Genomic DNA, 22,569 nt, shown 5'->3' with positions numbered 1-22,569 from the left:
CTGCGCACAACCATCGAGGCGAAACAAGACGACGGTCGTTCGCGGCTCTTTGGTGCACCGGATGTCTGGAGGTCGGCGATGGTCGCGGCGCTGAAAGCGCACGCAGCGTGGTTGGTCAACGCACTGGGGGTGAACCGGAACCCGTTGCGAAGGCCCATCGATCGGCTCGCGGCGGGCATCTCGGTGCTGCTGCTCATGGTCGCCCTGATCGCGATCCCCGCATCGGGCCTGTTCGGCGCGTCCCTGCACGCCGACCTCACGCAGCGTGCGGCGACGGCGGCGGAGACCACGCGGCCGGTGGACGCGGTGCTGACCACCCGCCCCGCGCTCAGCGTCCCGGTTTCCGAGGCCTACAGCCAGGACGCCCTGAACTCGACCGCGGTCGTCGAGTGGCGCGCCGGGCTGGCCCGGACGCAGAGCGCGACGGTGCAGGTCCCGGCCGACAGCACGCCGGGCGACACCGTGACCGTGTGGGTCGACCAGGAGGGCAACCGGGTACCGGCCCCGGCCAGCGGAGGAGCGATCACGGCGTCGGCGATCTTCGCGGCACTGCTGATGCTGCTGGTGGTCGAGCTGGCCTGCATCGCCCTGATCACGGGAACCCAGCACCTGGCCCGCCGCATGTGCATGCGGGCCTGGGAACGCGAATGGGCGTTCCTCCAACACGGCGGAACCTGGTCCCAGCGCTGAACTCCCGCGTCCCCACCTCCGGTGGCTTCCGGTCGCTGGATCAGGTGTTGTGGGGCGCGCCCTCCTCGGGTTGCCGGTAGGACCCGCGTGTGAGCAACGGCCCGGCAGCGGGTCGGGCCGGGCGGCACGTGACGGGAGTTCGAGATGCCGGATGTCCGTTGGACCGATGACCTGCTGGACCGGATGCGCGGTGCCGGTGACCCGGGAGCCGACGAGGCCATCGCCGAGGTTTACGCGGCGGGGCAGGAGGAACCGGTCAGGCAGGCGCTGCTCGGGTTCGGCCGGAACGGGCAGGCGATGCCCGACGGCCTGCCGCCGAAGCTGCGCGACTACCTCGACCGGTCCTCGGTGCTGCCGGACTGGGCGGATCCGGCCCGGATGGAGCGCGGCAACGATCTGCTGGGCCGCTACGAGCCGCACGTGCTCTCGACCCTGCTGTGCGGATCGCTCCCGCTCTGCTACGCCTGCGCCAACGGCGTGCAGGTCCTGCACCGGTCCCAGCGGCTCACCGGGCAGGTCTACCGGCGACTGGTGGAGACCTCGCAGTTCGTGGTCGACGTGCTCGACGAAGGCGGGCTCGGCGCCGACGGCCGGGGCGTGCGATCCGCGCAGAAGATCCGCCTGCTGCACGCGACCATGCGCTACCACGTCTCCAGCCTCGGCGATTGGGACGACAACGGCGGCATCCCGATCAACCAGGAAGACCTCGCCGGGACGTTGCTGAGCTTCGCCGTCGTGATCCCGCTCGGCCTGCAGCGGCTGGGCGTGGAACTGCCCGCCCGGGACCGGGACGACTTCTTCCACATCTGGCGCGTCATCGGCCACGTCCTGGGCGTCGACGAGCGGCTCAACCCGTCCGACTTCGACTCGGCCGTGGCGCTCAAGGACCGGATCCTCGAACGGCAGCAGGCCCCTTCCGAAGCCGGGAGGGAGATGACCAAGGCCCTGCTGGACTTCATCCGCGAAGTGCTCCCGGGCCCGGCCTTCGCCGGTGTGGGGCCGAGCCTGATGCGCCACCTGGCCGGTGACCGGACCGCCGACATCCTCGCGGTGCCGCCCGCGGACTGGACGTCCCTGGGGATCCAGCTGCAGTCCGGCCTGAGCTTCGGCTACGGCAAGACCGGCGACAAGGTGCCATTGGCCGGAAAGCTCGCCAGCGAGTTCGGTCGGGTGGCGCTCAAGGAAGGGCTGCGCATGACGAACAAGGGCCGCCGCTACGAATGGCAGGTCCCCACAGGCCTGACGGAACCTTCCTGACCTGCCGAAGACCCACTTCGCGAACGGCCTGTTCGCCTCGATGGACGAGGTGAACAGGCCGTTCGCTCGTTCCCCTCGGCGGCGCCCCGCAGGTGTGGTTGCCGGGTGTCAGTTCGGCTTGGGGGCTACCACTGCGCGGTAGGGGGCGAGCATCTTGGCCAGCCAGGCCTCGCCGATCGGGGTGTCCAGGTCGATCTGCAGTTCCGGCTCGTCGCCGTCCAGGCCGTCCGCTCCGCAGCGGTCGCCGAACAGCACCAGGGCCGGATTCCCGGTGTCCCGTTTGGACGGCCAGATCAGCCCGTCCGCCCACTCCGCCTGCGCCCGGATCCACGCCGCCCAGTCGCGGGTCCGCTCGTAGGCGTCCTTGCCCTCGGTGTCGACCAGCCAGGAATCCTGCGCGACCGCGGCCAGATCGGGTCCGGTCAGCAGGCTGACCAGGGTCAGCTCGCGGGCGGTGCGGACGGCGCTGAGCCGCCGCTCGGCGATCTGCGTCCGGCGGATCAGCCGCTGCCCGTTGCCGCCGAAGCCCAGGTTGCGCAGCAGCACCTCCGCCAGCGCCGTCGTCACCTGCAATCCGGCGTAGTAGCTGGGGAACGGGTCCGACGGTGTGCCGTCGAACCGGCCGCCCGGCGCGTTGCCGGCCTGGGCGGGCTTGAACTCGGCCGCGTGCCGCCTGCGGTCGTGCAGCCGGAACAGCGTGGTGTCGGCGGGCAGCACGTACCGGGTCGGGGCGGCCTCGAACTCCAGGGGTGGGGTGGCCATCGGCATGGTCACACCTCCGCCGAGTCTTCGCGGGCGGCGTCGATCAACGCCTGGTCGGTGATCCGGCCGATCAGCTCGGCAGGCACCCCGCCCAACCAGTCGTTGATCCCGAGCCACCAGTCCGCCGCTCCCCACGGGTCGTCGGCGGCGCGCAGGTACCGGTTCACGGTGCGCACCAGCTCGCGCGGCGCCCCCGCGGCGTCGAACTGGAACGCGGGCCACCGGGCGGGGCCGTCGGCGCCCGGCAGCCGGATCAGGTCCGGGTCGGCCGGGTCGCCGCCACCCGCCGAAACCTGGTGCGCGTCCAGCGAATCCGCCGCGCGCAGCCGGTCCAGGTCGGCGCGCGGCGCGGAATCCGCCAGCCGGTCGCTCAGGTCCGTGCTCAGCCGCTGCCAGTCCACCTCCGGTCGGCGGAACCGCGACACGGGTTCGGCGAGCGCCCGGCGCACCGGGTGCGTCACCGGCAGCACGTCCCCGAGCAGCGAGGCGATGTCCTCGGCGATCAGCGCGGAAGTCTCCGAATCCGCCGCGTCCTGCAGCTCGGCGACCAGTGCCACCAGCCTGGTGAACGTCTCGGGGTCGAGCCGGTCGGCGACGTCGTCCCACTCGGTCGCCAGCACGTCCAACATCCGCTGCTGACTCAACGTCGACCTCCTCTCCGGTGCGCGTCCGGTGTCCGCGGTTCAGTCAACACCAAGATCCGACGAGACGGGGCCGGGATCGCGCAAGCCCGATCGATCGCCGGGCGCTCGCGAAGCCGGGGCGCGCACCATGAAGACGTCCACGGCGTCCTCGGTCTCGACCGAAAACCCGTGCCGCTCGTACAGTTTCCGGGCCGGGCTGCCCTGCAGCACGTTCAGCCGGACCAAGGCGTCCTCCCGGTCGCACCGCTCCAGCAGGCTGCCCAGCACGGCAGATCCGATGCCCCTGCCCTGCAGGTCCGGGGCCAGGTAGAAGTGCTCCAGCCAGTAGGCGTTTTCGGCCGGGCGCAGCGCCACGCAGCCGGCGAAGGCACCACCCACCTCGATCACCCAGGTGTGCGCAGGCTCGAACCCGTCCCGCAGCCGCTGCCGTACGCGCTGCTCGTCGTACCGGCCGAGCCGCTGGAGATCCGCTCGGAGCACGACGCCCCGCAGCTCGGCCACCGCCCCGACGTCCGTCGCCGAAGAGTCCCGAAGCTCCCAATCCGCCATGACCGCGAGGCTATAGAGGCTGTTCCGGATGCGGCGGGGCAGGCCCGCGCCGCCGAAGTGGGGCGTCGCTTTCGCGCGAAATCGCCATCTGGCCGCACGGGGAACGGCGGTTTCGCGCGAAAACGGTGTGGGGAACGAGTTCCGGACCGGGCCCTGCCGCCGGGTTTTTGGGCGCGGCCTAGCCGTTGGCCGGGCAGAGCACCGGTTTCCCGACCTCGCCCGAACCTCTGAGCTGCACCATGAGCTTCTGGGCGTTCGCCCCGGCCATCGCGCTGACCCCGACGGCCGTGCAGACCAGCTGCGTCGATGCGAGAGCGGACAACGTGCTCGGCGGCACCGGGATCTGCACGGTCACGATCCCGCCGTCCGGGGCGCCGGCCCACACCTGCTCGGTCGCTAGGAACGGCAGTTCCGTGCGGAATCCGGCCGCGCCTTCGGCAGGGCTGGGCCCGGCGGCGAGCAGGCGGAGCGCCTCCGTCACGGTGCCGAGCCGGCCGGTCTCCCGGATCGTGGGCCTGACCTGGCCGGGCTCGCCGGTCACGAAGTACAGCACCGGCCCCCGTGCGATGCCGTCCGGCCCTTTCCCGGCGAGCACCACGTCCGTCGGCTGCACGCCGCAACCGGCGAGCACCAGCAGCACGGCCGCCAAGGCGATGCGTTTCACGAGACCTCCAGCGGCAACCGCAGCGTGAACTTCGCACCACTGCCGGGCTGGTTGCCCGCCTCGATGGTGCCGCCGTGCAACGCCGCGTTCTTCATCGCGATCGACAGCCCGAGCCCGCTGCCCTCCGACCGGGTGCGCGCCGCGTCGGCCTTGTAGAACCGCGCGAAAACGTGCGGCAGCACGGCTTCCGGCAGCCCCGGGCCGTTGTCGGTGACCTCGACGACGGCCTGCCCGCCGGCGCTGCGCAGGCGCACCCGCACAGGCGGCTCGCCGTGTCGGAGCGCGTTGCCCACCAGGTTCGCCACGATCACGTCCACCCGCCTGCCATCGACCTCGGCGACGATCCCCGGCGGCAGGTCCGCCTCCACCCGGTCGCCCCACTGGCGGGTGCGCAGCGTCCCGGTGATCAGCTCCCCGAGGTCGGTTCCCTGCCGGTCGAGCCGCGCGGTGCCGGAATCGAACCGGGAGATCTCGATCAGGTCGTCCACCAGCCGCGCGAGCTTCTTCGTCTCCGAGCTGATCAACCGGGCGGCGGTGCCGGCGTCGCCGGGAAGCCCCGCGCCTTCCTCGTCGAGCACTTCGTTGACCGCCGTCATCGCGGCCAGCGGGGTGCGCAGCTCGTGCGACACGTCGGCGACGAACCTCCGGGAGTCGGCCTCCATCCGCCGGAGCTCGCCGACTGAAGCCTCCAGGCTGGCCGCGCTGTCGTTGAAAGTCCGCGCCAGCTCGGCGAGTTCGTCGGAGCCGCGGGTGGGCAGCCGCGTCGTCAGGTCGCCGCGGGCGAGGCTGCGGGCGCCATCGCGCAGGCGGCGCACCGGCCGGAGCACCGCGCTGGCGGCGAGCCAGGCGACGATCACCGCGAGCGGCACCGCGACGGCGCCGGTCAGCCAGCCGTTCGTCGCGAACTCCTGGATCTGCCGCTCCTGGTCGTAGAGCGGGAACGAGGCGTACACCTCCAGCCCGGACGGGTGGCGCTGGAAGTGCTCATCGGTGGTCAACACGGGCATGCCGACGACGAGCATGACGGTGCTCTGGTTCTCGACCCGCTGGAACACGACCTGCGTGCCGGTGCGCACCGTCGCGCGCAGGCCTTCCGAGATCTCCGCTGCGGGATAGGTGGCGTCCTTCGCGGTCAGGCCGCCGAAGACGACGACGGTGTGCCTACCGAGCCGGCCGTGGAGCTCGTCGAGGGCGGCCTGGTCGAGGGGCAGCCGGAGGCCCGGGGCCAGCCGGTCGACGTCGTCGCGCAGCTGCTGCATGAAGTGGTCCTGCGTCGTGGCGAGCACGGTGCGGCGGGCCGAGACGTAGTTCGCCCCGGTCGCCGCGACCGTCGCCAGCAGCGCGACGAACGTGACGATCAGGACCATCCGCGGCCGGATTCCCCGCGTCCTGCCGAGCAAGCGCCCGATCACAGGGGGCCGAACCGGTAGCCGAAACCGCGCACGGTCCGGATGTAGACGGGGGAGCCCGGCACGTCCTCGATCTTCATGCGCACCCGCTGCACGCAGGCGTCGACCAGCCGCGAATCGCCCAGGAATTCGTGCTCCCACACCAGGTTCAGCAGCTGCTGGCGGCTGAGCACGTGGCCGGGCACCTTCGACAGCTCCAGCAGCAGTCGCAGCTCGGTCGGCGTCAACGGGACCGGCTCGCCCGCCTTCGACACCACCAGCGCGGCGCGGTCGATCACGAGATCGCCGTGCCGTTCCCGATCCTGGCCCGGGCCACCGCCGTTGCGGCGCAGCACCGCCTTGATCCGCGCGTCCAGCACCCGCGCCTGCACCGGTTTCACCACGTAGTCGTCGGCGCCCGCCTCCAGGCCGCTGACCACGTCGATGTCGTCGCCGCGGGCGGTGAGCATGATGATCGGCAGGTTGCCGGCGGCCCGGATCCGGCGGCACACCTCGAAACCGTCGATCCCGGGCAGCATCACGTCCAGCACCACGATGTCCGCGGCGCCCAGCAGCCGCAGGCCACCTTCCCCGTCCGGCGCCGGCTCCACCACGTGTCCGTGCCGGCGAAGGCCCAGGCACAGCCCCTCCCGGACGGCCGGGTCGTCCTCTATCAGCAGCACATTCGGCACCGGCCGATTATGGATCTCCACCGCGGCACCCATGTGGTTCTGTAGCGAAACCATGACATGACCAAGGCCTGACGCCGACATCGCGTCGCGACGCTGGAACCATGTTGGAAGCGAAGACCAGGCCGCTGCGGGCACAGCGCCCCCGGCGGCGGAACAACTGGCCGGTCGTCGCAGCGCTGGTCGCGGTGGCGGTCCTGGCCATCGCGTTCGGCGTCGGCCAGGCATCCGGGGATACCGACTCCAGCACGGTGGTCTTCGACCGCGTCGAGCAGGAAACGCTGCACACCGACCACGCGGACCGGCAGTTCCGGTCGGCGTCGCTGGTGAAGCTGCTCATCGGGCTCGACCTGGTCGAGCGCGAGATCGTCACGCCGAAGCGGCCGAGCCCGCGGGTGACCCGGATGCTCTCGCACAGCGACGACGGCATCGCCAGCGAACTGTGGTCCTCCGGTGGCGGGCCGCAGATCGTCACCCGCGTCGCGGCCGACCTCGGCCTGTCGGACACCGAACCCCCGGACACACCGGGCCGTTGGGGCGACACGCTGATCACCGCGAACGACGTGGTCAAGGTGTACCAGCACGTCCTGGAGCTGCCGGAGGAGAAGCGCGCGCTGCTGCTCGATCCGCTGCGCGATGCCGCGCGCATCGCGGCCGACGGCACCGACCAGCACTTCGGCATCCCCAGCGCGCTGCCCGGCGAGGAGTGGGGGGTCAAGCAGGCGTGGGCGGCCGGGCGCGGCGGCGTGGACGTGCACACCAGCGGGCTGGTCGGCGGCGGCGACCGGTACATCGTCGTGGTGCTCACGCACCATCCGGAGGGCTATTCGCTGGAGAAGGCGGAAAGCCGCGTGACGGCCGAGGTCGAGGAGCTGTCCGCGCTGCTGGGCTAACCGCTCACCTGGTGGCTTGCGATGTCGGTGCGGGCCTTGGCCACCGCCTTCTGGTCCATGCCGCCGATCTCGAGCTCGAAGCGCACGTCGTTGCCGCTCTCCAACTCCTTCGCGTGCACCGTCAACGCGCCGGTTTCGGACATGTGGAAGGTGATCTCGATCCGGCACCCGGCCGGCCGGGCCGGAATGCCGGTGAGCATGCCGTGCCCCACCTCGGTGTTGTCGGCCAGCTCGTCCGACGGCGTCGGCCCGGCCTGCTCCCACACCTCGATCTCGGCCATCCGCTGGTTGTCGATGGCCGTCTGGAACGGGTACGGGCCGGTGTCGGCGGGCAGCTCGGTGTTGGCGTGCAGCAGGTGCGCCACCATCTGCCGCGCCCGCATCGGGTCCGTCAGCGCCAGCGGGTCCCGCGGATCCAGCGCCTTGACGCCGAACGCCCGCGGCACCACCGTCGCGACCCGCTTCCTGGCCATCGCATCGACGTCGGCCGCGCTGATCCCCAGCTGCCGTTCGGCCGGCGCGCCCCGGACCTTCTTGGCCTGCCTGATCAGCGCGAACAGCGCCGCGCCCTTGGCTACGGCGAGGTCCGGTTCGGAGAGCCGCGCGTCGAGCCCGAACCGCCGCTTGAGCTCCGCCGCCACGGCGGGCATCCGGGTCATGCCGCCCGCCAGCAGGACCTCGTCGAACCGCTCGACGCCCTTGCCGCGCGCGGTTTCGATGATCCGCTCGGTGATCGTCATCGTCCGGTCGAGCAGGTCGGCGGTGAGCTCCTCCAGCTGCTCCCGGGTGACGGGCACCGTCACCGCGGCACCCGCGGCCCGCAGCGCGACGTTGCGGGACATGGTGGCGCTCAACGCCTTCTTGGCCTCTTCGGCGCGGTCGGCGAACTCCTGCATGGCCAGCTCGTCCGCGCTCGGGTCCAGGTTCGGGTGCGCGTCCCGGAACGCGGCCAGCAGGTGGTCGGTGATCCGCTCGTCCCAGTCCGCGCCGCCGAGCCGGCCGTCGCCGTCGGTGCACACCACCTTGATGTCGTCGCCGGAAACGCGGATGACGGTGGTGTCGAAGGTGCCGCCGCCGAGGTCGTAGACCAGCACGTGCCGGGTCTGCGGTGCGTTGTCCAGCGCGTGGTGGTGCAGCGCGGCGGCGACCGGCTCGTCCAGCACGTCGAGCACGTTCAGCCCGGCGATCTCACCGGCCTTGCGGGTCGCGTCGCGTTCGGCGATGCCGAAGTAGGCGGGCACCGTGATGACCACGTCGCGCACGGTGTGCCCGGTGTTCTCCTCGGCCGCGCGGGCGAGTTCGCGCAGGATCAGCGCGGAGATCTTCTCCGGCGTGTAGCGGTTCCCGTGGTAGATGAACTCGGTGTTCTTGCGCCCCATGTCGCGCTTGACCAGCTGCGCCACCAGGTGCGGGGCGAGCAGCGCGGAGTTCTTCGCCGCCGTGCCCACCAGCGCCGTGCCGGGCCGTTCGAAGTACACCACCGAGGGCGTGGTGTCCTCGCCGACCGCGCTCTTGGCGATCACCGGGCGAGCGGCCTCGTCGATGTGCGCGATGCACGAGTGCGTGGTGCCGAGGTCGATGCCGAACGTCGCCGACGCCATGGGACTCCTCTCGATCAGGGCCGGTTTTTACCGGCCTTGGTAGGTGAATCCTGCCCAGTGCGCGAGCTCGGCGGGGTCGATGTCGGCGAAGAAGAGCGAGAGTTCTTCGGGCAGGCCGGGCAGTGGGCGGCGGCGCGGGTCGAGCATCCACAGCTGCGCGGCCCGCAGCGCGCTCGCCGGATCGGCGTAGCCGGCGTTGAGGTAGTGGTGGAACACGATCATGAACATGGCCGTGGGCAGGTCCTCGACCTCCCAGCGCGTGCCCACGACGCCGGCGGCACCGGCGGCGAGGAACGCGGTGGACAGCGTCAGCACCTCGTCGTGCTGCCGGTCGGTGAGGTCGCTGGCGCAGGCCGCGAGCACGACGAGCGCCCCGGCGGCATCCCGCGGCCGGTCCCGCGCCTGGCGCAGGATGTCCTGCACCGGCAGCACTTCTCCGGAACCGAGCAGCAGCGCGGACTCGATCGGCAGCTCGGCGGGCGTGGCGTGGCAGGCCAGGTGCAGCAGCGAGGCGGTGGGCAGCAGCGCGAGCACCTCGGCGGGCTTCGGCGCCTCGCGGCGTTGCCGACGGCGTCTTGGGTCTGGCGGCTTGCCCAGGTAGGTGCCGTGCCCGTAGTGCGCCTCGTGGATGTGGCCGAGCTCGTGCCGGCTGAAGTGCAGGTCCGGCGTCCGCACCAGCGCCGGTTCGCTTGCCCAGGAACGGGTTTCGCGCCGACCTGCCTCGACGAACTGCCGCGCCGACGCGGCGTAGCAGATGACGGCGTCCTGGCAGACGTGCCGGACCTTGCCGCCGGGCACCCACCGCCGCGCCGCGTGCCACGGCACGGTGCCGAGCTTTCCGGTCGGCACCAGCACGATTCGCAGCGGTCGCTCGCGAGGACCGGCGGCGACCAGGTCCAGCACCGGGTTCAGCACCGCGGTCCATGCCCAGTCGCACACGCTCGCCAACGCCGCGCGCCACTGCTCCTCGACGTCGTCGCCCCGGGCGCGCTCCCGCTGCAGCCGGTCGAACCGGGCGACCGGGCCGTCCTCGGTGAGCTGCGGCGACTCCACCCGCTCGACCCGCCCGTCGGCGGTGACCAGCACCGCGGCCCCGGGCAGCAGGTAGACGAGGGCCTGGGTGCGCGCGGCGCGCAGCCCGGCGGCGATCTCCGCGACCGGCGGCGGAGCGAGCAGGTGCGCTTCGGCGGCGGTGCCGTCGAAGGCCCGCAGCACCCGGTACCGCAGGTCGCTGGGCAGCGCGGCATCGGCGACGCTGGCCGTGCCGGCACCACCGACATCCCACGGTTGTTGTTGCCCCACCTCGGATTCCCACCGCTCGGCCAGGTCCGCGTGGCCGTTCTCCCGCAACAGGGCCGGCATGTTCGCGTCGACCGTCGCGGCGTGCAGCACCATGCCGCGCCCCAGCTCCAGCGCCTGCACCGCGGCCTCCGGCCGGCCCGACGCCAGGCACCACCGGCTCACCTGCACCGCCTCGCCGGAGGCGGTGTTCGCGGTATCCAACGCGCGGCGGGCGCTGGATTGCAGCAGCACGTTGCGCGCCCGCTCGCGCAACGCCTCAAGCCCGTTCTGCACCGCGCGCTGCGGATCGCGGCGCACCGCATCGCCGCGGGTCGCGTAGCAGTCGGCCAGCGAGTTCAACAGGTTCGCGGTCTCGAACGCGCCCGGCTCCAGCTCGAACTCGCGGAGCACCTGCTCGAACCGGTCGATGGCGTTGTTGAGATCGCGCGGATCGCGGGTGAACTCGTAGCGGACCCGCAACGCGGTCCCCAGCATGTCCAGCGCGTGCCGACGCTCGCGCGGGAACAGGTCGGTCTTCCCGCAGACCTCGACCATCAGGCCGACGCCGCGGTTGAGCAGCGTGAGATCCCGGGTGGCCATGCCCTGCACGACCAACGCGTTCGCGGCGCCGAGGGCCTCGTTCGGCTGGTCGACGTGGTGCTCCGGAACCCGGGCCACGGCGTCGAGGACGGCGTTCATCGCGTCGCGCGCCCCGCCGGAGTCGGCACCGGCGAAGCTCAACTCGTCGCCGTCGAGGAGGTTGCGAAGCATTCGCGCCGTTCCCAGCGCGCTCGCGATCCTGGGCTGGAGGAAGTCCCCCGGCGACATCTCCGATGCCAGCGCTTCGAGCTCCGCGGCCACTCCGTCCAGCGTGGCGGCGTCGAGCCGGTTCGGCGAAAGCCGGCTCACGGCGGCGGCGAAGCGCGTGACCTGGTCGTTCCCGCCGCCCGCCACCGCGTAGTAGCGGGCGGCGTCGAGGTCCTCCTGGCCGCCGAAGGCCATGAACCGCTGGGTGAGCAGCCAGCTCAGCCACGGCATCATCAGCGGCCGCAACTTGTGGTCGGCGGGCAGCAGCTCGTCGGCGCGCCGCATGTTCGCCACGGCGGCCCCGAGCTTCTCCTCGGCGCGGTCGTTGACCACCTGGAAGCTCTCGGCGGCGCCCAGCAGGAAGTGGTTGATCCCGGCGTTGACCCGGTCGGCGCCGCCGCGGCGGATCGCCTGTTCGCTCAGCTCCCGGACCCGGGAAAGGGACGCCGGCGACTGCGCGCGGTCGGTCGCGACGGACCTGAACAGCGTCGACGTCAGCTGGGTGAGCACCGTCGCCCGGTCCGGGTCATCGTCCGAGAACTGCTCCAGCGCCTGCTCCAGCCGCCGGATCACCGCGGCGTTCTCGGCCGGGTCGAGGTCCGGGGCGGCCTTGCCGGGCGGGTTGGAGGCGAAGCGCAGCCCGGTGAGCAGCAGCGAACGCATGGGGTGGTCGGCGGGCAAGGCCGCGGCTGCCGCGGCGATCTGGGCGGTCGCGGCGTCGGCGTCCTCGGCGCTGCCGCTGACCTCGGCGAGCTTCGTGGCCAAACCCGCTTGCAGCGCGGCGATTTCCCGCTTGCCGGGTTCTTCGTCGGGCCATGCATTCTTCGCGTCGTCGAGTTCGCCGATCGCGGTCGTCCAGTCCTCGGTGGTCGAGCCGTCGAGGTTCCCCACCGCGTTGACGATGACCTTCAAGGTGGTCACGGACCCGTCGCCGGCTCCGTCGGGGGAGATCGCGTCCAGGTGGCGGCGCACCTCCGCGAGGTCCTCGGCCGGGGCGGTCAGCGTGATCCGGTCGGCGACATCGGCGGCGATGGGGCCCTGCCGCAGCTCGGCGGGCATCTCCGCGGTCAGCAGCAGGAAGGCGAGGCCGATGTGGCAGGCGTCCGAGGTGCGCGCGTCGGACGGCACGTCGAGCGTCGCGGTGAGGTCCTCGGTGGCGGTCCGGTGATCGGCTTCGCCGCCGCCCATCGACAGGTACCGGATGAGGTGCATCGCGCCGCGCCGGAAGCGGATCTGGTTCCGCAGCAACGAGTCCGGCAGCTGCGCGAAGGCCGCGTCGAGATCGGCCAGTGCGTCGTCGACGTGCTCGAAGGCTTCCAGGACGAGCGCCGCCTGCGCGGTGATCAGGCCGATCCTGGCCACGATCTCGGCGGAATCGTCGGGCAGCAGCGGCCGCAGCTGCCGCAGGTAGCCGACGGCAGCGCGGAACTCCTCCTGGGCGCCGCGCTCCGCGCGCATCGCGTGCGCCAGGCCCAGCTGGTAGAGCGGCGCGGCGCGGGCGGGGGAGTCGTCGGCGAGGGCGTCGAGCAGGTTCCCGGCGACCTCGATGACGTCGTCGATGTCGGCGCTCTCGGCACGGTGCAGCAGCAAGTCCGCCAGCTCCACCAGGACCTGGTAGGCGGTTTCGTCGTCGAGTTCCTCGGTGAGCTGCGCGTACCGCTGCGCGATGGCCTCGTCGAGCTCCGCCGGATCGACAGTCACCGAACCTCCCCGAACCGATCGAGAACCCACCCTAAGGCCCCGCCGATGCCCCCACCCCGAGGTCGGTCCGCAATTTCCATTGAAATCGAAGGTTCGATTTCAATGGAAATTGCGGAATGGGGACCAGCCCGGCACCCGCCCGGCACCCGCCACGTGGCCGAACGGTGGCGGTCGAACAGGTGAATTCCGTTCTGCCGCAGCGCTTGTCCGCGTAGCCTCCCGATGTTCGCCGCTCTCGACCAGAAGGAGACACCGGTGAGCAGACGAAACCTGTTGGCCGCAGCGTTATCGGCGGCCGTGGTGACCGCGACGCTGGCCGCCTCACCCGCCGCGGCGGTCCCGGCGGATGCGCCAAACCTCAACGATTTCGTGCTCAACAACACCAGCGGTGACCTGCAGTCGAGGGTCGACAAGCTGGACGCCCAACTGCCGAAGCTCGGCGTGCAGAACATCCTGGACCAGGCAAACCGCCAGGGCAGCACGGGAAGCGCCTGCACCTCCCCGGCGCTGGACACGATGAAGGAACCGACGCTGCGCAAGTTCTGCTTCAACGCGGGCGACACCGACACGACGGTGTGGATGCCGCAGGGCGTCACGACCGTCGCGGACGCGCAGGAAGACCAGCAGTGGGGGACGAAGCAGGCCCTGCTGGTCAGCTGGTACAACAAGGACACCAGCCCGGCGAAGGGCGTGCGGGTCTCCTTCCTCGACCCGGCGACCAGCAAGTACCAGCACGTGCTGCTCGTCTACCCGTACATCAACAGCAACGGGAACCCGTCCTACGAGGCGGTCACCACGCCGCAGGCGGGCGACGGCGGCAGCGTCCACGCGGGCGGGATCGTCTGGTACGGCAACTACCTCTACCTCGTCGACACGGCCCGCGGCATCCGGGTGTTCGACATGCGCTCGATCTTCGACCTGAAGTCGGCGACGAACGGCGACACGGCCGACCAGAACCAGGTGGGCCGACAGAACAACGTGTACTACGGCTTCGGCTACCGCTACGTGATGCCGCAGGTGGCGGGCTGGTCGAACCCGGAGGGCGTGGTCGACCACCCGGCCGACTACAAGTGCCTGGCGGGCGGCCGCCAGCGCTACTCGTACGTGTCGCTGGACCGCAGCACCACCCCGGACACGCTGCTGACCGGCGAGTACTGCGGTGACCAGGGCGACCCGAACCTGAACGGCCGGGTGGCGCGCTGGAACCTCGACGGAGCGACGGGCCTGCCGAGCCCGGACGGCGACGGCATCTGGCGGGCGAAGTCGGCACTCCGCCTGCCGAAACCCCGAGTGCAGGGAGCAACGGCGACGGACGGCCGCTGGTACCTCAGCAGCACCGGCGGAGGAACAACCGGTCCGGGCCACTTCCAAGCGGCGCTCCCGGACAAGCAGACCGGTGCCGGAGTGCTCACAGTGGACGGTCCGGACCGCGAGGTGGCGATCGGCGTCGAGGACCTGTCGTACTGGCCGGGCAAGAACGAGGTCTGGACGGTGACGGAGCACCCAGGCAAACGCGTGCTCTACAGCGTGCCCCGCTGACCGGTGAGATCCGGCCCGGGAACCTCCCCGGGCCGGCCCGCCGATCCACTCCAACCTCCGCGCCGGGATCACGGTCGAGGTGGAGGTACTGGTGCTCTCAGACGCACGGGCGGCCGCAGTCCGACCGGGTCGGTAGCCCGCGGGTCACTCGGCCGACAGCACGAGGAGTCCGAGACCGATGAGCGCGGCGAGAATGGTCAGCAGCATTTCGCCCGTGATGCCGAGCAGGAGCGCGAGGGCCAAAGCGCGCACGGCGAACTGTCGCTGCAGCCGGGCGACATCGGACGGTGTGCCGGACGACGGTGTGACCATCTCTTTCCTCCGAACGATCAGGAGTGCTTCCCGGTATGCCGTGAACTTGGGACCGGGCCGGCGAAAGTCGGCGCGGTGCCAGGGAGAACAGGTGGTGCCGTCGGGCTTCTGCTCGCGATAGCCCGTGATCAGCCGTGCAGGAAGTACATGACGGTCATGACCACAGCGATGGCCAGGATGCTGCCCCGCAGCAGCGAGGCGGGGAGACGGCGGGCGAGGTGGGCGCCGGCCCAGCCGCCGGCCACCGCGCCGACCAGCATGGCCGCGAGGACGAGCGGAGCGCTCAGCACGTCCGAAGCGAAGAGGAACAGCACGGCCGCGCTGAGGAAGACGGCCGCGAGCTGCACGACCCGCATCGGGTTGCTGGTCGCGGCGTCGAGTCCGAGCCCGACGCTCCACAGCGCGAGCATCGTGATGCCTACGGCACCGCCGAAGTATCCGCCGTACATGGCGAGGAAGAACTGACCGATCAGGACGGCTCGGGGACTCATGCCGACCGAGCGGCCCAGCACGGTGCTCAACGCCTGGGGGAGGCGCCGCCCGAAAGCGAGGATCAGCGTGGCGGAGGCGAGCAGCCAGGGCGCCGCGGCGTCGAACGACGATGCCGGCAGTGCCAGCAGCAGGCCGGCACCGATCCCGCCGCCGACCATGCTGATCGCCGTCAGCGCCTTCGTGGACGTTCCACCGACCGGGGTGAGCTCGCGTCGGTAGACCCACGCGCTGGCCACGGCCCCGGGCACGAGGGCGACCCGCGACAACGCGTTCGCGGTCACCGGTGGCAGGCCGAACGCGACGAGAGCGGGCAGCGCGACGAACGTACCCCCACCACCGATGGCGTTCAGCACTCCTGCGGCGATGCCGGTCAGCAGGACGAGCAAAGTCTCGATCACAGCCCGAGCATCGTCCCGTGACCAGTGGATCCACAATGCGCAATCGACGTAGCCTGCCTAAGGCTGGGGCTTAGGCTGAGGCGGTGCGCTATGACCTGGACGACCTGCGGCTCTTCCTCCACGTCGTGACCGAGGGGTCGATCACGGCGGGTGCTCGCCGGATGCACCTGAGCCTGCCTTCGGCCAGCGCCAGAGTGCGCTCGCTGGAAGGCCAGGCCGGCGTGGCACTGCTGATCCGCGGCCGGCGGGGCGTGCGGCCGACACCGGCCGGGACGACCCTGGCCCGCCACGCGCGGGACGTGCTCGCGCAGACCGCGCGACTCGAAAGTGCCGTCGCGAGCTATACCCGGTCTCCCGCCGCTCCCCTGACGCTGCTGGGCGGCGGCTCCGCGATGCACCGGCTCGTGCCGAGGGCCCTGGTCTCGTTCCTCCGAGCACACCCGGACGTCGACGTCACGGTGTCCGAGAGCCGCACCCCGCAGACCGTGCGGATGCTCGCCGACGGCGAGGCGGACCTGGGCGTGGTCCTCGACGGCGAGGCCCGTGACTGCGGTCTGCACATGGAGCCCCTCGGCGACGACTCCCTCGTCGTGATCGGCCAGGCCGGCGGAATCCTCGCCGAGCGGACCGCGCTGACCTACGGCGAGGTCGCCGAACACCCTCTGATCGGACTCAACGCCGACTCCTCGCTGCGCCGTTGGATCGAGAAGCACCTCGCGCCACACGCCCCGGTGGTGCGCTACCGCACCACCGTCGCCAATCTCAACGTCCTCGTCGCCCTCGCCGCCGCCGGAGTCGGGCTCGCCGTCGTACCGCGTCCCGCCATCGACCCCCACCAGCCGCTCGAGGTGTGCGAACTGCAAGATCCCTGGGCTCGCCGCCACCATTTGCTGGCCTGGGGCGTCAAGGACCATGCCGCCTCGACGGCCGTCGCCTCGCTCGCCGAACACCTGCGTCACGCCGCCTTCTTCGATCCTGCCTCCCGCAGCACACGCGCAGACCCCGTCGGCCCATGACGGCTGGCCGGCCGCCGCCCCGCCTTTGCCGAGCGAGGGACTGCAACTGGACCGGCCCTTCACCGCCAGGTCGTACCCCGAACAGGATTTCTCCCGAAACGCCATGGGAATTGCCCGAACGGGCCTACCCTGTCGTGATCAACACCACGAGGACCGAGTGGATTCGACCATGGCATCTGTTGACAGGCCGCAGATCGACACTTCCAAGCCGAGCATCGCGCGGGTGTACGACGCTTTCATCGGCGGCAAGGACAATTTCGAGGTGGACCGCGAGGTCCTGCAGCAGATCCTGCAGATCGCTCCGGACGCGGTGCAGGTCGGGAAGCAGTGCCGGGGCTGGCTGATCCGGGTGGTCCGCTACCTCGCGGGGCCGGCCGGCATCGACCAGTTCCTCGACCTGGGCTCGGGCCTGCCGAGCGCGGAGAACACCCACCAGGCGGCGCAGCGCATCAACCCCGAGGCGCGGGTGGTCTACTTCGACATCGACCCGTCGGTCGTCGCGCACGGCCGAGCGCTGCTGGTCGACAACGAGTACACGCACTTCGAGTTCGGGGACATGCGAAACCCCGCGGAGATCCTCCAGAACCCGGTGGTGACCAAGTACCTGGACCTGAGCCGCCCGGTGGCACTGATCCAGGGCAACACCCTGCACCACGTGGCGACCGACCGGGATCCGGCCGGCATCATGTCGACCTACGTCGACGCCCTGGCCCCGGGCTCGTTCCTCGCGATCTCGCACCTCTACGACCCGGACGACGGCACATCCCGGGCCAGGCTGGCGGAAGAGGCCCAAGCCGCGTTCAAAGCGATGATGGGCACCTGCTTCTACCGGAAGCGCCACGAGATCGAAGCGCTGTTCGACGGTCTGGAAATGATCGAACCGGGCCTGACGTACCTGTTCGACTGGTGGCCCGACGGCCCCCGCCTGAAGGAACCCTCCGACGCGGAGCACAACCTCCTCGGTGGAGTAGCCCGCAAGCCCTGAACGGTGCAAGCCCATGCGGGGCCGCCGATGATCTCGCTGGCCAGCCGGAATCGCTACCGGATCCAGGTGGCGACGCCGAGCGCGATCGCGACGGCGAGCAGGACCAGGCCGGTGACCAGGACCGTTCGGCGCGGCGCCGCCTGCCTCGGGAGGTGCGGCTGCTGCATCTGCGGCGGGTGGCCGAAGCCGGGCGCCGGCCAGGATGAGCCGGGCGGCAGGTGTTCCGACGGTGGCACCCAGGCCGAGCGGTCCGGGACTTCCAGCCGGGTCGGGCCGGTCGGCGGCGGGCCGGTCGGGTCTGGCGGAAGCGGGGCGTTCGCGATCGGCGGGGGAGCGGTCGGCCGCGTCGCGCGGCGTTGCAGCCGAAGCCCGTGCACGGTCAGGGCCAGCCCGACGACCCCGATCAGGGCCGAGAGCACCGAGCCCAGCTTGTCCGCGATCTCCAGCACCCGAACAGATTGCCAGACGGGCGCGCGGAAAAGCGCTAGGCGAGCCGGATCCCGGGCCACTCACCGGCGGCGGCCATCTGCCGCGTCACCACCGTGATGCCCTCCTGCACCGCGGCCACCGCGTCCCGGGCCGGGTAGTACTCGACGGCATTGCAGACCGCGACGCTGCGCGTGATGACCGGGTTGCGGATTCGCCGAACGCCGAGCTCCCGGTGGTTCTCCTGGTCCGCGACGCTCGACAGCGGCAGGATCGTGCACGCCTCGCCGCCGGCCGCGATGCGGATCATCGAGCCCAGCGAGTCCACGTCCGCGACGATCGACGGCACCAGGCCCTGCGCGGCGAACGCCCGGTCGATCAGCGCCCGCAGGTTGCTGCGGCCGCCGGGCACCACCAGCGGCGTGTCGTGCAGGTCCACCAGCCGGATCTCGTCCTCGTCGGCGGCGGGCGGTTTCGGCTGCCCGATGAGGAAGAGGTCTTCCGAGTACAGCGGGGTTTCGGCCGGCCGGACGGTGTCGTCGTCGCGGTAGAGCACCGCCAGGTCGAGGCGGCCGAGGGTGAGCAGTTCCTGGATGTAGCCGCTCATCGACTCGAACAGCTGGAGGTGGATGCCGGGGTGGTGCGCCTTCGTCCAGGAGAACAGCGCCGGCGCCAGGCGCACCGAGACGGTCGTCGGCAGTCCGACGGCGACCGGGCCGTGGATCTGGTCGCCGCTGAGCACGTCGCCGGCGATCCGGTCGAACTGCCGCACCAGCCGCTGCGCGTCGCGGTAGAGGGCGCGGCCGGCGGCGGTGGGCGTCACGCCGCGCGGCCCGCGCTCCAGCAACCGGACGCCGAGCTCGGCCTCCAGGTGGGCGATCCGCTGGCTCAGCGCCGGTTGCGAGACGTAGAGCCGGCCGGCGGCGCGGGTGAGGCTGCCGGAGTCGACGACGGTGATGAAGTCGCGCAGGTGAGCGATGTCCACGTCGCCCCCGTTCCCGCTGCCTGTCCACTCGTCCGGGATTCAACCACGCTCCGCCCGCCCCGTCCCGGAACGCCGGTTTCGCGCGAAACCGCCACCCGCCCTCATGGGGAACGCCGGTTTCGCGCGAAACCGCCGAACCGATCTCCGCGCGGCTACTCCGCCGCGCGCAGCAACCGCCGGGCGCGCTCGACCACGGGCCGGTCGATCATCGCGCCGTCCAGCGACACCGCCGCGCCGTTCGCCTGCTCGTCCGCGTCGACCACGCGTCGCGCCCACGCGATCTCCTCTGCGCTCGGGCGCATGGCGTCGCGGACGATCGGTAGCTGCGCGGGGTGGATGCACAGCTTCGCGCCGAAGCCCCATTCCTTGGCGCGGCGCGAATCCCGCTCGATTACGTCGGTGTCGCTGATCGACGGCGTGACACCGTCGACCGGCGCGGGCAGCCCGCTCGCCGCGGACCAGCGGACCAGATCCGCCCGCGAGGCGTCCAGCGCCGCGTCGGCCGTCACGCCGAGGTCCAGCGCCAGGTCGATGCTCCCGAACACCAGCCGGGCCAGGCCGGGAGCCGCGCAGATCTCGCCGAGGTTCACGAATCCACGCGCGGTTTCGACGAGCCCGAGCACCGGCCGGCCGGTGGCCTCGGCCGTCACCCGCACGTCCTCCGCGCTCTCGGTCTTCGGCAGGACGATCGCGTCGGGGCCGAGCTCCCGGCAGAGCTGCACGTCGGCGTCGAATTCCGGGCTGCTGCGCGCATTGATGCGCACCGCCACGCCGGAGCCGATCGGCCACGCGGTGCGCAGGTTCTCCCGCGCCGATGCCTTGGCGTCCGCCGGGACCGCGTCCTCCAGGTCGACGATGATGGCATCCGCCCCCGCGCCGACGGCCTTGGCGAACCGCTCCGGACGCGACCCGGGCACGAACAGCCAGGTGACCGCGTTCTCCATCACACCACCCCATCTCGAACGAGCTCGTCCACATCGGACTCGCCATGGCCGAGCTCGGCCAAGATCTTCCTGGTGTGCTCGCCGACGTCCGGGATCGGATCCATCCGCGGCGCGGGATCGACCGGCCCGGGAGGCGCCAGCGCGGGCACCGGGCCGCGCGGCGTCTGCACCTCGTGCCACCGGCCGCGCGCCGCCAGCTGCGGGTGCTCCCACACGTCGGCGAGGGTGTTGACCCGAGCGCAGGCCACCGGCACGGCGGTCAGCAGCGCGGTCGCCTCGTCGCCGGTCAGGGCCGCGAAGCGGGCGGCGATGATCCGGCCCAGCTCCTCGCGGTTGGCGTTGCGGTTGGCGTTGCCCGCGTAGCCGGGATCTTCGGCGAGCTCCGGCCTGCCGAGGAACCGGTCGCAGAACGCCCGCCATTCCCGCTCGTTCTGGATGCTCATCATGATGACCTTGCCGTCGCCCGCGGTGAACGGGCCGTACGGGTAGATCGTGGCGTGCGCCGCGCCCGCGCGCGGCGGCGGCTGGGCGCCGTCGTAGGTGTAGTAGAGCGGGAAACCCATCCACTCGACCGTGGATTCCAGCATCGACACGTCGATGTGCGCGCCCCTGCCGGTGTTCGCGCGTTCCAGCAGCGCCGCGAGGATCGAGCTGTAGGCGTACATCCCGGCGGAGATGTCGGAGACGGAGATGCCGACCTTGGCCATGTCCTCGCCGGAACCGGTCACCGACAGCAGCCCGGCCTCGCTCTGCACCATCAGGTCGTAGGCCTTCATCGACTCGTACGGTCCGCCGCTGCCGTAGCCGGAGATGTCGCACACGACCAGCCCGGGGTTGCCGGCCTGCAGCTCGTCGGCGCCGAGGCCCATGCGGGCCGCTGCGCCCGGGGCGAGGTTCTGGATGAACACGTCCGCGGTGCCGAGCAGCTGCCGCAGCACCGCCATGCCGCGCGGGTCCTTGATGTCGAGCGTCAGCGATTCCTTGCTGCGGTTGACCCACACGAAGTGCGAGCTCAACCCGTTGACGCGGGAGTCGTACTGGCGCGCGAAGTCGCCGGCCCCCGGCCGCTCGACCTTGATCACCCGCGCGCCGAGGTCCGCGAGCTGCCTGCTGGCATAAGGCGCGGCGATGGCCTGTTCGAGGGCCACCACGGTCACGCCGCGGAGGGGTTGCACTGGCTTTCCACCTCTCAGGACAGGTTGGCGTGCGCGATGAGCGCGATGGTCACCGTGATCGCGCCGCCGATGCGCGTCGCGATCTGCGCGAACGGCATCAGGGCCATCCGGCGGGTGGCGCTGAGGATCGCGACGTCGCCGGTGCCGCCCATGCCGGTGTGGGTGCCGACGACGATCGCGGTGTCCACCGGGTACATGCCGATCCACCGGCCCACCAGGAATGCCGTGGCCATCATGGTGATCACGGTGGCGACGATGGTGACCACGGTGCCGACGGTGAACGCCTTGAGCAGCTCGTTCCACGGCGTGGACGACACCCCGATGGCGAACAGCAGCGGGTAGGTCACGGCGGTCGACATGAAGCCGTAGACCAGGCCGGAGTGGTGCTCCAGGCTGCGCGGCAGCCAGCGGGTCAGCTTCAGCGCGATCGCGGCGACCAGCATCACGATCGGCGCCGGCCAGCCGAACAGCGCGTGCGTGGCCTCGCCGAGCAGGTACAGCGCGACGGCCATGAACCCGGCGGCCGCCAGCTGCCGGATGTCGAACGCGGGCTGCTCGCTCGCGGCGACGTCGAGCCCGTCGCCCTCGGCGGGCTGGATCTTGCCGAAGCCGGTGGTCCGCGGGAAGCGCTGCCCGATCATGGACAGCACGCTGGAGAAGACGATCGCGCAGACATTGGCCAGCAGCACCACCGGAAGCACCTGCGCCAGCAGCGTTTCCGCCGGTCCCGCGCCGGATTGCGAGTAGCCGAGGGTCAGCGGGATGGCGCCCTCGCCGAGGCCGCCGCCCATCACCGGCACGACGATGAAGAAGACGGTGCGGTGCAGGTCGCCGGTGATCGCCCAGCCGACCAGCGAACCGACCACCAGCGCGGCCACCGAACCCGCGGCCAGCGGCACGAAGATCTTGAGGAAGCCCCTGATCAGCACGGTGCGGTTCATGCTCAGGATGGAGCCGACGATGATCCCGGCGATGAACACGTACAGGAAGTTCGTGGACTTGTAGAACGTCGAGATGCTCTTGGCCAGGTCGGCGGGGATCCACTCCGCGGCGACGAGGAATGCGGGCAGGAAGGTCACCAGGATGACGGGCCCGCCGATCGAGCGGAAGCCGGGAATGCGCCTGCCGACCTCGTAGCAGGTGTAGCTGCAGACGCCGAGCAGCGCGGCCATCGTCGGGATGTCGGCCTTCAGGTCGTCCTGCCAGGCGAGCACCGCGAGCACGACGACCAGCAGCGCGTAGAACGGCAGCGGGATGACGCCGATCCGGACCGACCAGATGGACCGGTGCCGCTCGGCGGGAACCACGTGCTCCGCCGATGCCGTGTCCGGGGGTGATGCCATCGCGCTACCTCCTCGTAGGGATAGCAGG

General features: G+C 71.3%; 21 protein-coding genes. 6 read left to right on the top strand and 15 right to left on the bottom strand.

Features of this window, described 5'->3' with window-relative positions; all coding sequences use genetic code 11:
- The first annotated feature begins 78 nt into the window (after window positions 1–78).
- Both ACWEV3_RS02650 and ACWEV3_RS02645 read left to right on the top strand, forming a co-directional pair.
- Window positions 79–690, top strand: a complete 612-nt coding sequence (locus ACWEV3_RS02650; protein WP_452612182.1) for an Rv1733c family protein — start codon at window positions 79–81, stop codon at window positions 688–690.
- 144 nt (window positions 691–834) lie between these two features.
- The gene (locus ACWEV3_RS02645; RefSeq protein WP_452612181.1) at window positions 835–1,947 is read left to right on the top strand and encodes an oxygenase MpaB family protein; all 1,113 of its coding nucleotides are present in this window, start codon (window positions 835–837) and stop codon (window positions 1,945–1,947) included.
- Window positions 1,948–2,055: 108 nt separating this feature from the next.
- Here ACWEV3_RS02645 and ACWEV3_RS02640 read toward each other — a convergent pair whose 3' ends face one another.
- The 6 genes from ACWEV3_RS02640 to ACWEV3_RS02615 form a co-directional block, all read right to left on the bottom strand.
- Window positions 2,056–2,709: an RES family NAD+ phosphorylase gene (locus ACWEV3_RS02640; protein ID WP_452612180.1), complete on the bottom strand. Its 654-nt coding sequence runs from the start codon at window positions 2,707–2,709 to the stop codon at window positions 2,056–2,058.
- Between the two features lie 8 nt (window positions 2,710–2,717).
- On the bottom strand, window positions 2,718–3,353 hold the full coding sequence (locus tag ACWEV3_RS02635; protein WP_452612179.1) for a hypothetical protein: 636 nt from the start codon (window positions 3,351–3,353) through the stop codon (window positions 2,718–2,720).
- Window positions 3,354–3,392: 39 nt separating this feature from the next.
- A complete protein-coding gene (locus ACWEV3_RS02630) occupies window positions 3,393–3,902 on the bottom strand; it encodes a GNAT family N-acetyltransferase (protein ID WP_452612178.1) in 510 nt (169 codons plus the stop codon).
- 178 nt (window positions 3,903–4,080) lie between these two features.
- On the bottom strand, window positions 4,081–4,566 hold the full coding sequence (locus tag ACWEV3_RS02625) for a GerMN domain-containing protein (RefSeq protein ID WP_452612177.1): 486 nt from the start codon (window positions 4,564–4,566) through the stop codon (window positions 4,081–4,083).
- Window positions 4,563–5,933 (bottom strand): ATP-binding protein, encoded by a 1,371-nt coding sequence (locus ACWEV3_RS02620; RefSeq protein WP_452612243.1) that lies wholly within the window; start codon window positions 5,931–5,933, stop codon window positions 4,563–4,565. The genes ACWEV3_RS02625 and ACWEV3_RS02620 overlap by 4 nt, the downstream gene beginning before the upstream one ends.
- A 41-nt stretch (window positions 5,934–5,974) precedes the next feature.
- Window positions 5,975–6,679: a response regulator gene (locus ACWEV3_RS02615; protein ID WP_452612242.1), complete on the bottom strand. Its 705-nt coding sequence runs from the start codon at window positions 6,677–6,679 to the stop codon at window positions 5,975–5,977.
- A 68-nt stretch (window positions 6,680–6,747) separates the two neighbouring features.
- On the opposite strand from ACWEV3_RS02615, the gene ACWEV3_RS02610 reads away from it, so the two are divergent.
- The gene (locus ACWEV3_RS02610; protein ID WP_452612176.1) at window positions 6,748–7,536 is read left to right on the top strand and encodes a serine hydrolase; all 789 of its coding nucleotides are present in this window, start codon (window positions 6,748–6,750) and stop codon (window positions 7,534–7,536) included.
- Here ACWEV3_RS02610 and ACWEV3_RS02605 read toward each other — a convergent pair.
- Window positions 7,533–9,137, bottom strand: coding sequence for an Hsp70 family protein (locus ACWEV3_RS02605; protein ID WP_452612175.1), 1,605 nt, complete (start codon window positions 9,135–9,137; stop codon window positions 7,533–7,535). The two genes, ACWEV3_RS02610 and ACWEV3_RS02605, sit on opposite strands and share 4 nt — an antisense overlap.
- Before the next feature lie 27 nt (window positions 9,138–9,164).
- Entirely contained in the window at window positions 9,165–12,926 is a 3,762-nt protein-coding gene (locus ACWEV3_RS02600; protein ID WP_452612174.1) for a CHAT domain-containing protein, read from the bottom strand.
- Window positions 12,927–13,181: 255 nt separating this feature from the next.
- Between ACWEV3_RS02600 and ACWEV3_RS02595 the strand changes: the two genes are divergently transcribed.
- The gene (locus ACWEV3_RS02595; RefSeq protein WP_452612173.1) at window positions 13,182–14,465 is read left to right on the top strand and encodes a hypothetical protein; all 1,284 of its coding nucleotides are present in this window, start codon (window positions 13,182–13,184) and stop codon (window positions 14,463–14,465) included.
- A gap of 144 nt (window positions 14,466–14,609) precedes the next feature.
- On the opposite strand, the gene ACWEV3_RS02590 is transcribed toward ACWEV3_RS02595, so the two are convergent.
- Together ACWEV3_RS02590 and ACWEV3_RS02585 are read right to left on the bottom strand one after the other, a co-directional pair.
- Window positions 14,610–14,777, bottom strand: coding sequence for a hypothetical protein (locus tag ACWEV3_RS02590; RefSeq protein ID WP_177226889.1), 168 nt, complete (start codon window positions 14,775–14,777; stop codon window positions 14,610–14,612).
- A 128-nt stretch (window positions 14,778–14,905) separates the two neighbouring features.
- Entirely contained in the window at window positions 14,906–15,667 is a 762-nt protein-coding gene (locus ACWEV3_RS02585; RefSeq protein ID WP_452612172.1) for a sulfite exporter TauE/SafE family protein, read from the bottom strand.
- An 83-nt stretch (window positions 15,668–15,750) separates the two neighbouring features.
- Between ACWEV3_RS02585 and ACWEV3_RS02580 the strand changes: the two genes are divergently transcribed.
- Complete coding sequence (locus ACWEV3_RS02580) at window positions 15,751–16,683, top strand: LysR family transcriptional regulator (RefSeq protein WP_452612171.1); 933 nt, start codon at window positions 15,751–15,753, stop codon at window positions 16,681–16,683.
- A 169-nt stretch (window positions 16,684–16,852) separates the two neighbouring features.
- Window positions 16,853–17,668, top strand: coding sequence for an SAM-dependent methyltransferase (locus tag ACWEV3_RS02575; RefSeq protein WP_452612170.1), 816 nt, complete (start codon window positions 16,853–16,855; stop codon window positions 17,666–17,668).
- A gap of 53 nt (window positions 17,669–17,721) precedes the next feature.
- Here ACWEV3_RS02575 and ACWEV3_RS02570 read toward each other — a convergent pair whose 3' ends face one another.
- The 5 genes from ACWEV3_RS02570 to ACWEV3_RS02550 all read right to left on the bottom strand — a co-directional run bounded on the left by ACWEV3_RS02570 (window position 17,722) and on the right by ACWEV3_RS02550 (window position 22,541).
- Window positions 17,722–18,117 (bottom strand): hypothetical protein, encoded by a 396-nt coding sequence (locus tag ACWEV3_RS02570; protein ID WP_452612169.1) that lies wholly within the window; start codon window positions 18,115–18,117, stop codon window positions 17,722–17,724.
- A 35-nt stretch (window positions 18,118–18,152) separates the two neighbouring features.
- Complete coding sequence (locus tag ACWEV3_RS02565; RefSeq protein WP_452612168.1) at window positions 18,153–19,079, bottom strand: LysR substrate-binding domain-containing protein; 927 nt, start codon at window positions 19,077–19,079, stop codon at window positions 18,153–18,155.
- A gap of 152 nt (window positions 19,080–19,231) precedes the next feature.
- Window positions 19,232–20,023: an HpcH/HpaI aldolase/citrate lyase family protein gene (locus tag ACWEV3_RS02560; RefSeq protein ID WP_452612167.1), complete on the bottom strand. Its 792-nt coding sequence runs from the start codon at window positions 20,021–20,023 to the stop codon at window positions 19,232–19,234.
- Complete coding sequence (locus ACWEV3_RS02555) at window positions 20,023–21,198, bottom strand: CaiB/BaiF CoA transferase family protein (RefSeq protein WP_452612166.1); 1,176 nt, start codon at window positions 21,196–21,198, stop codon at window positions 20,023–20,025. Before ACWEV3_RS02555 ends, ACWEV3_RS02560 begins: the two co-directional genes overlap by 1 nt.
- A 14-nt stretch (window positions 21,199–21,212) precedes the next feature.
- Window positions 21,213–22,541 (bottom strand): 2-hydroxycarboxylate transporter family protein, encoded by a 1,329-nt coding sequence (locus ACWEV3_RS02550; protein WP_452612165.1) that lies wholly within the window; start codon window positions 22,539–22,541, stop codon window positions 21,213–21,215.
- Window positions 22,542–22,569 lie beyond the last annotated feature (28 nt).

Source organism: Saccharopolyspora sp. NPDC003752, assembly GCF_053605825.1.
This window is presented reverse-complemented; position numbering and strand designations above follow the sequence as displayed.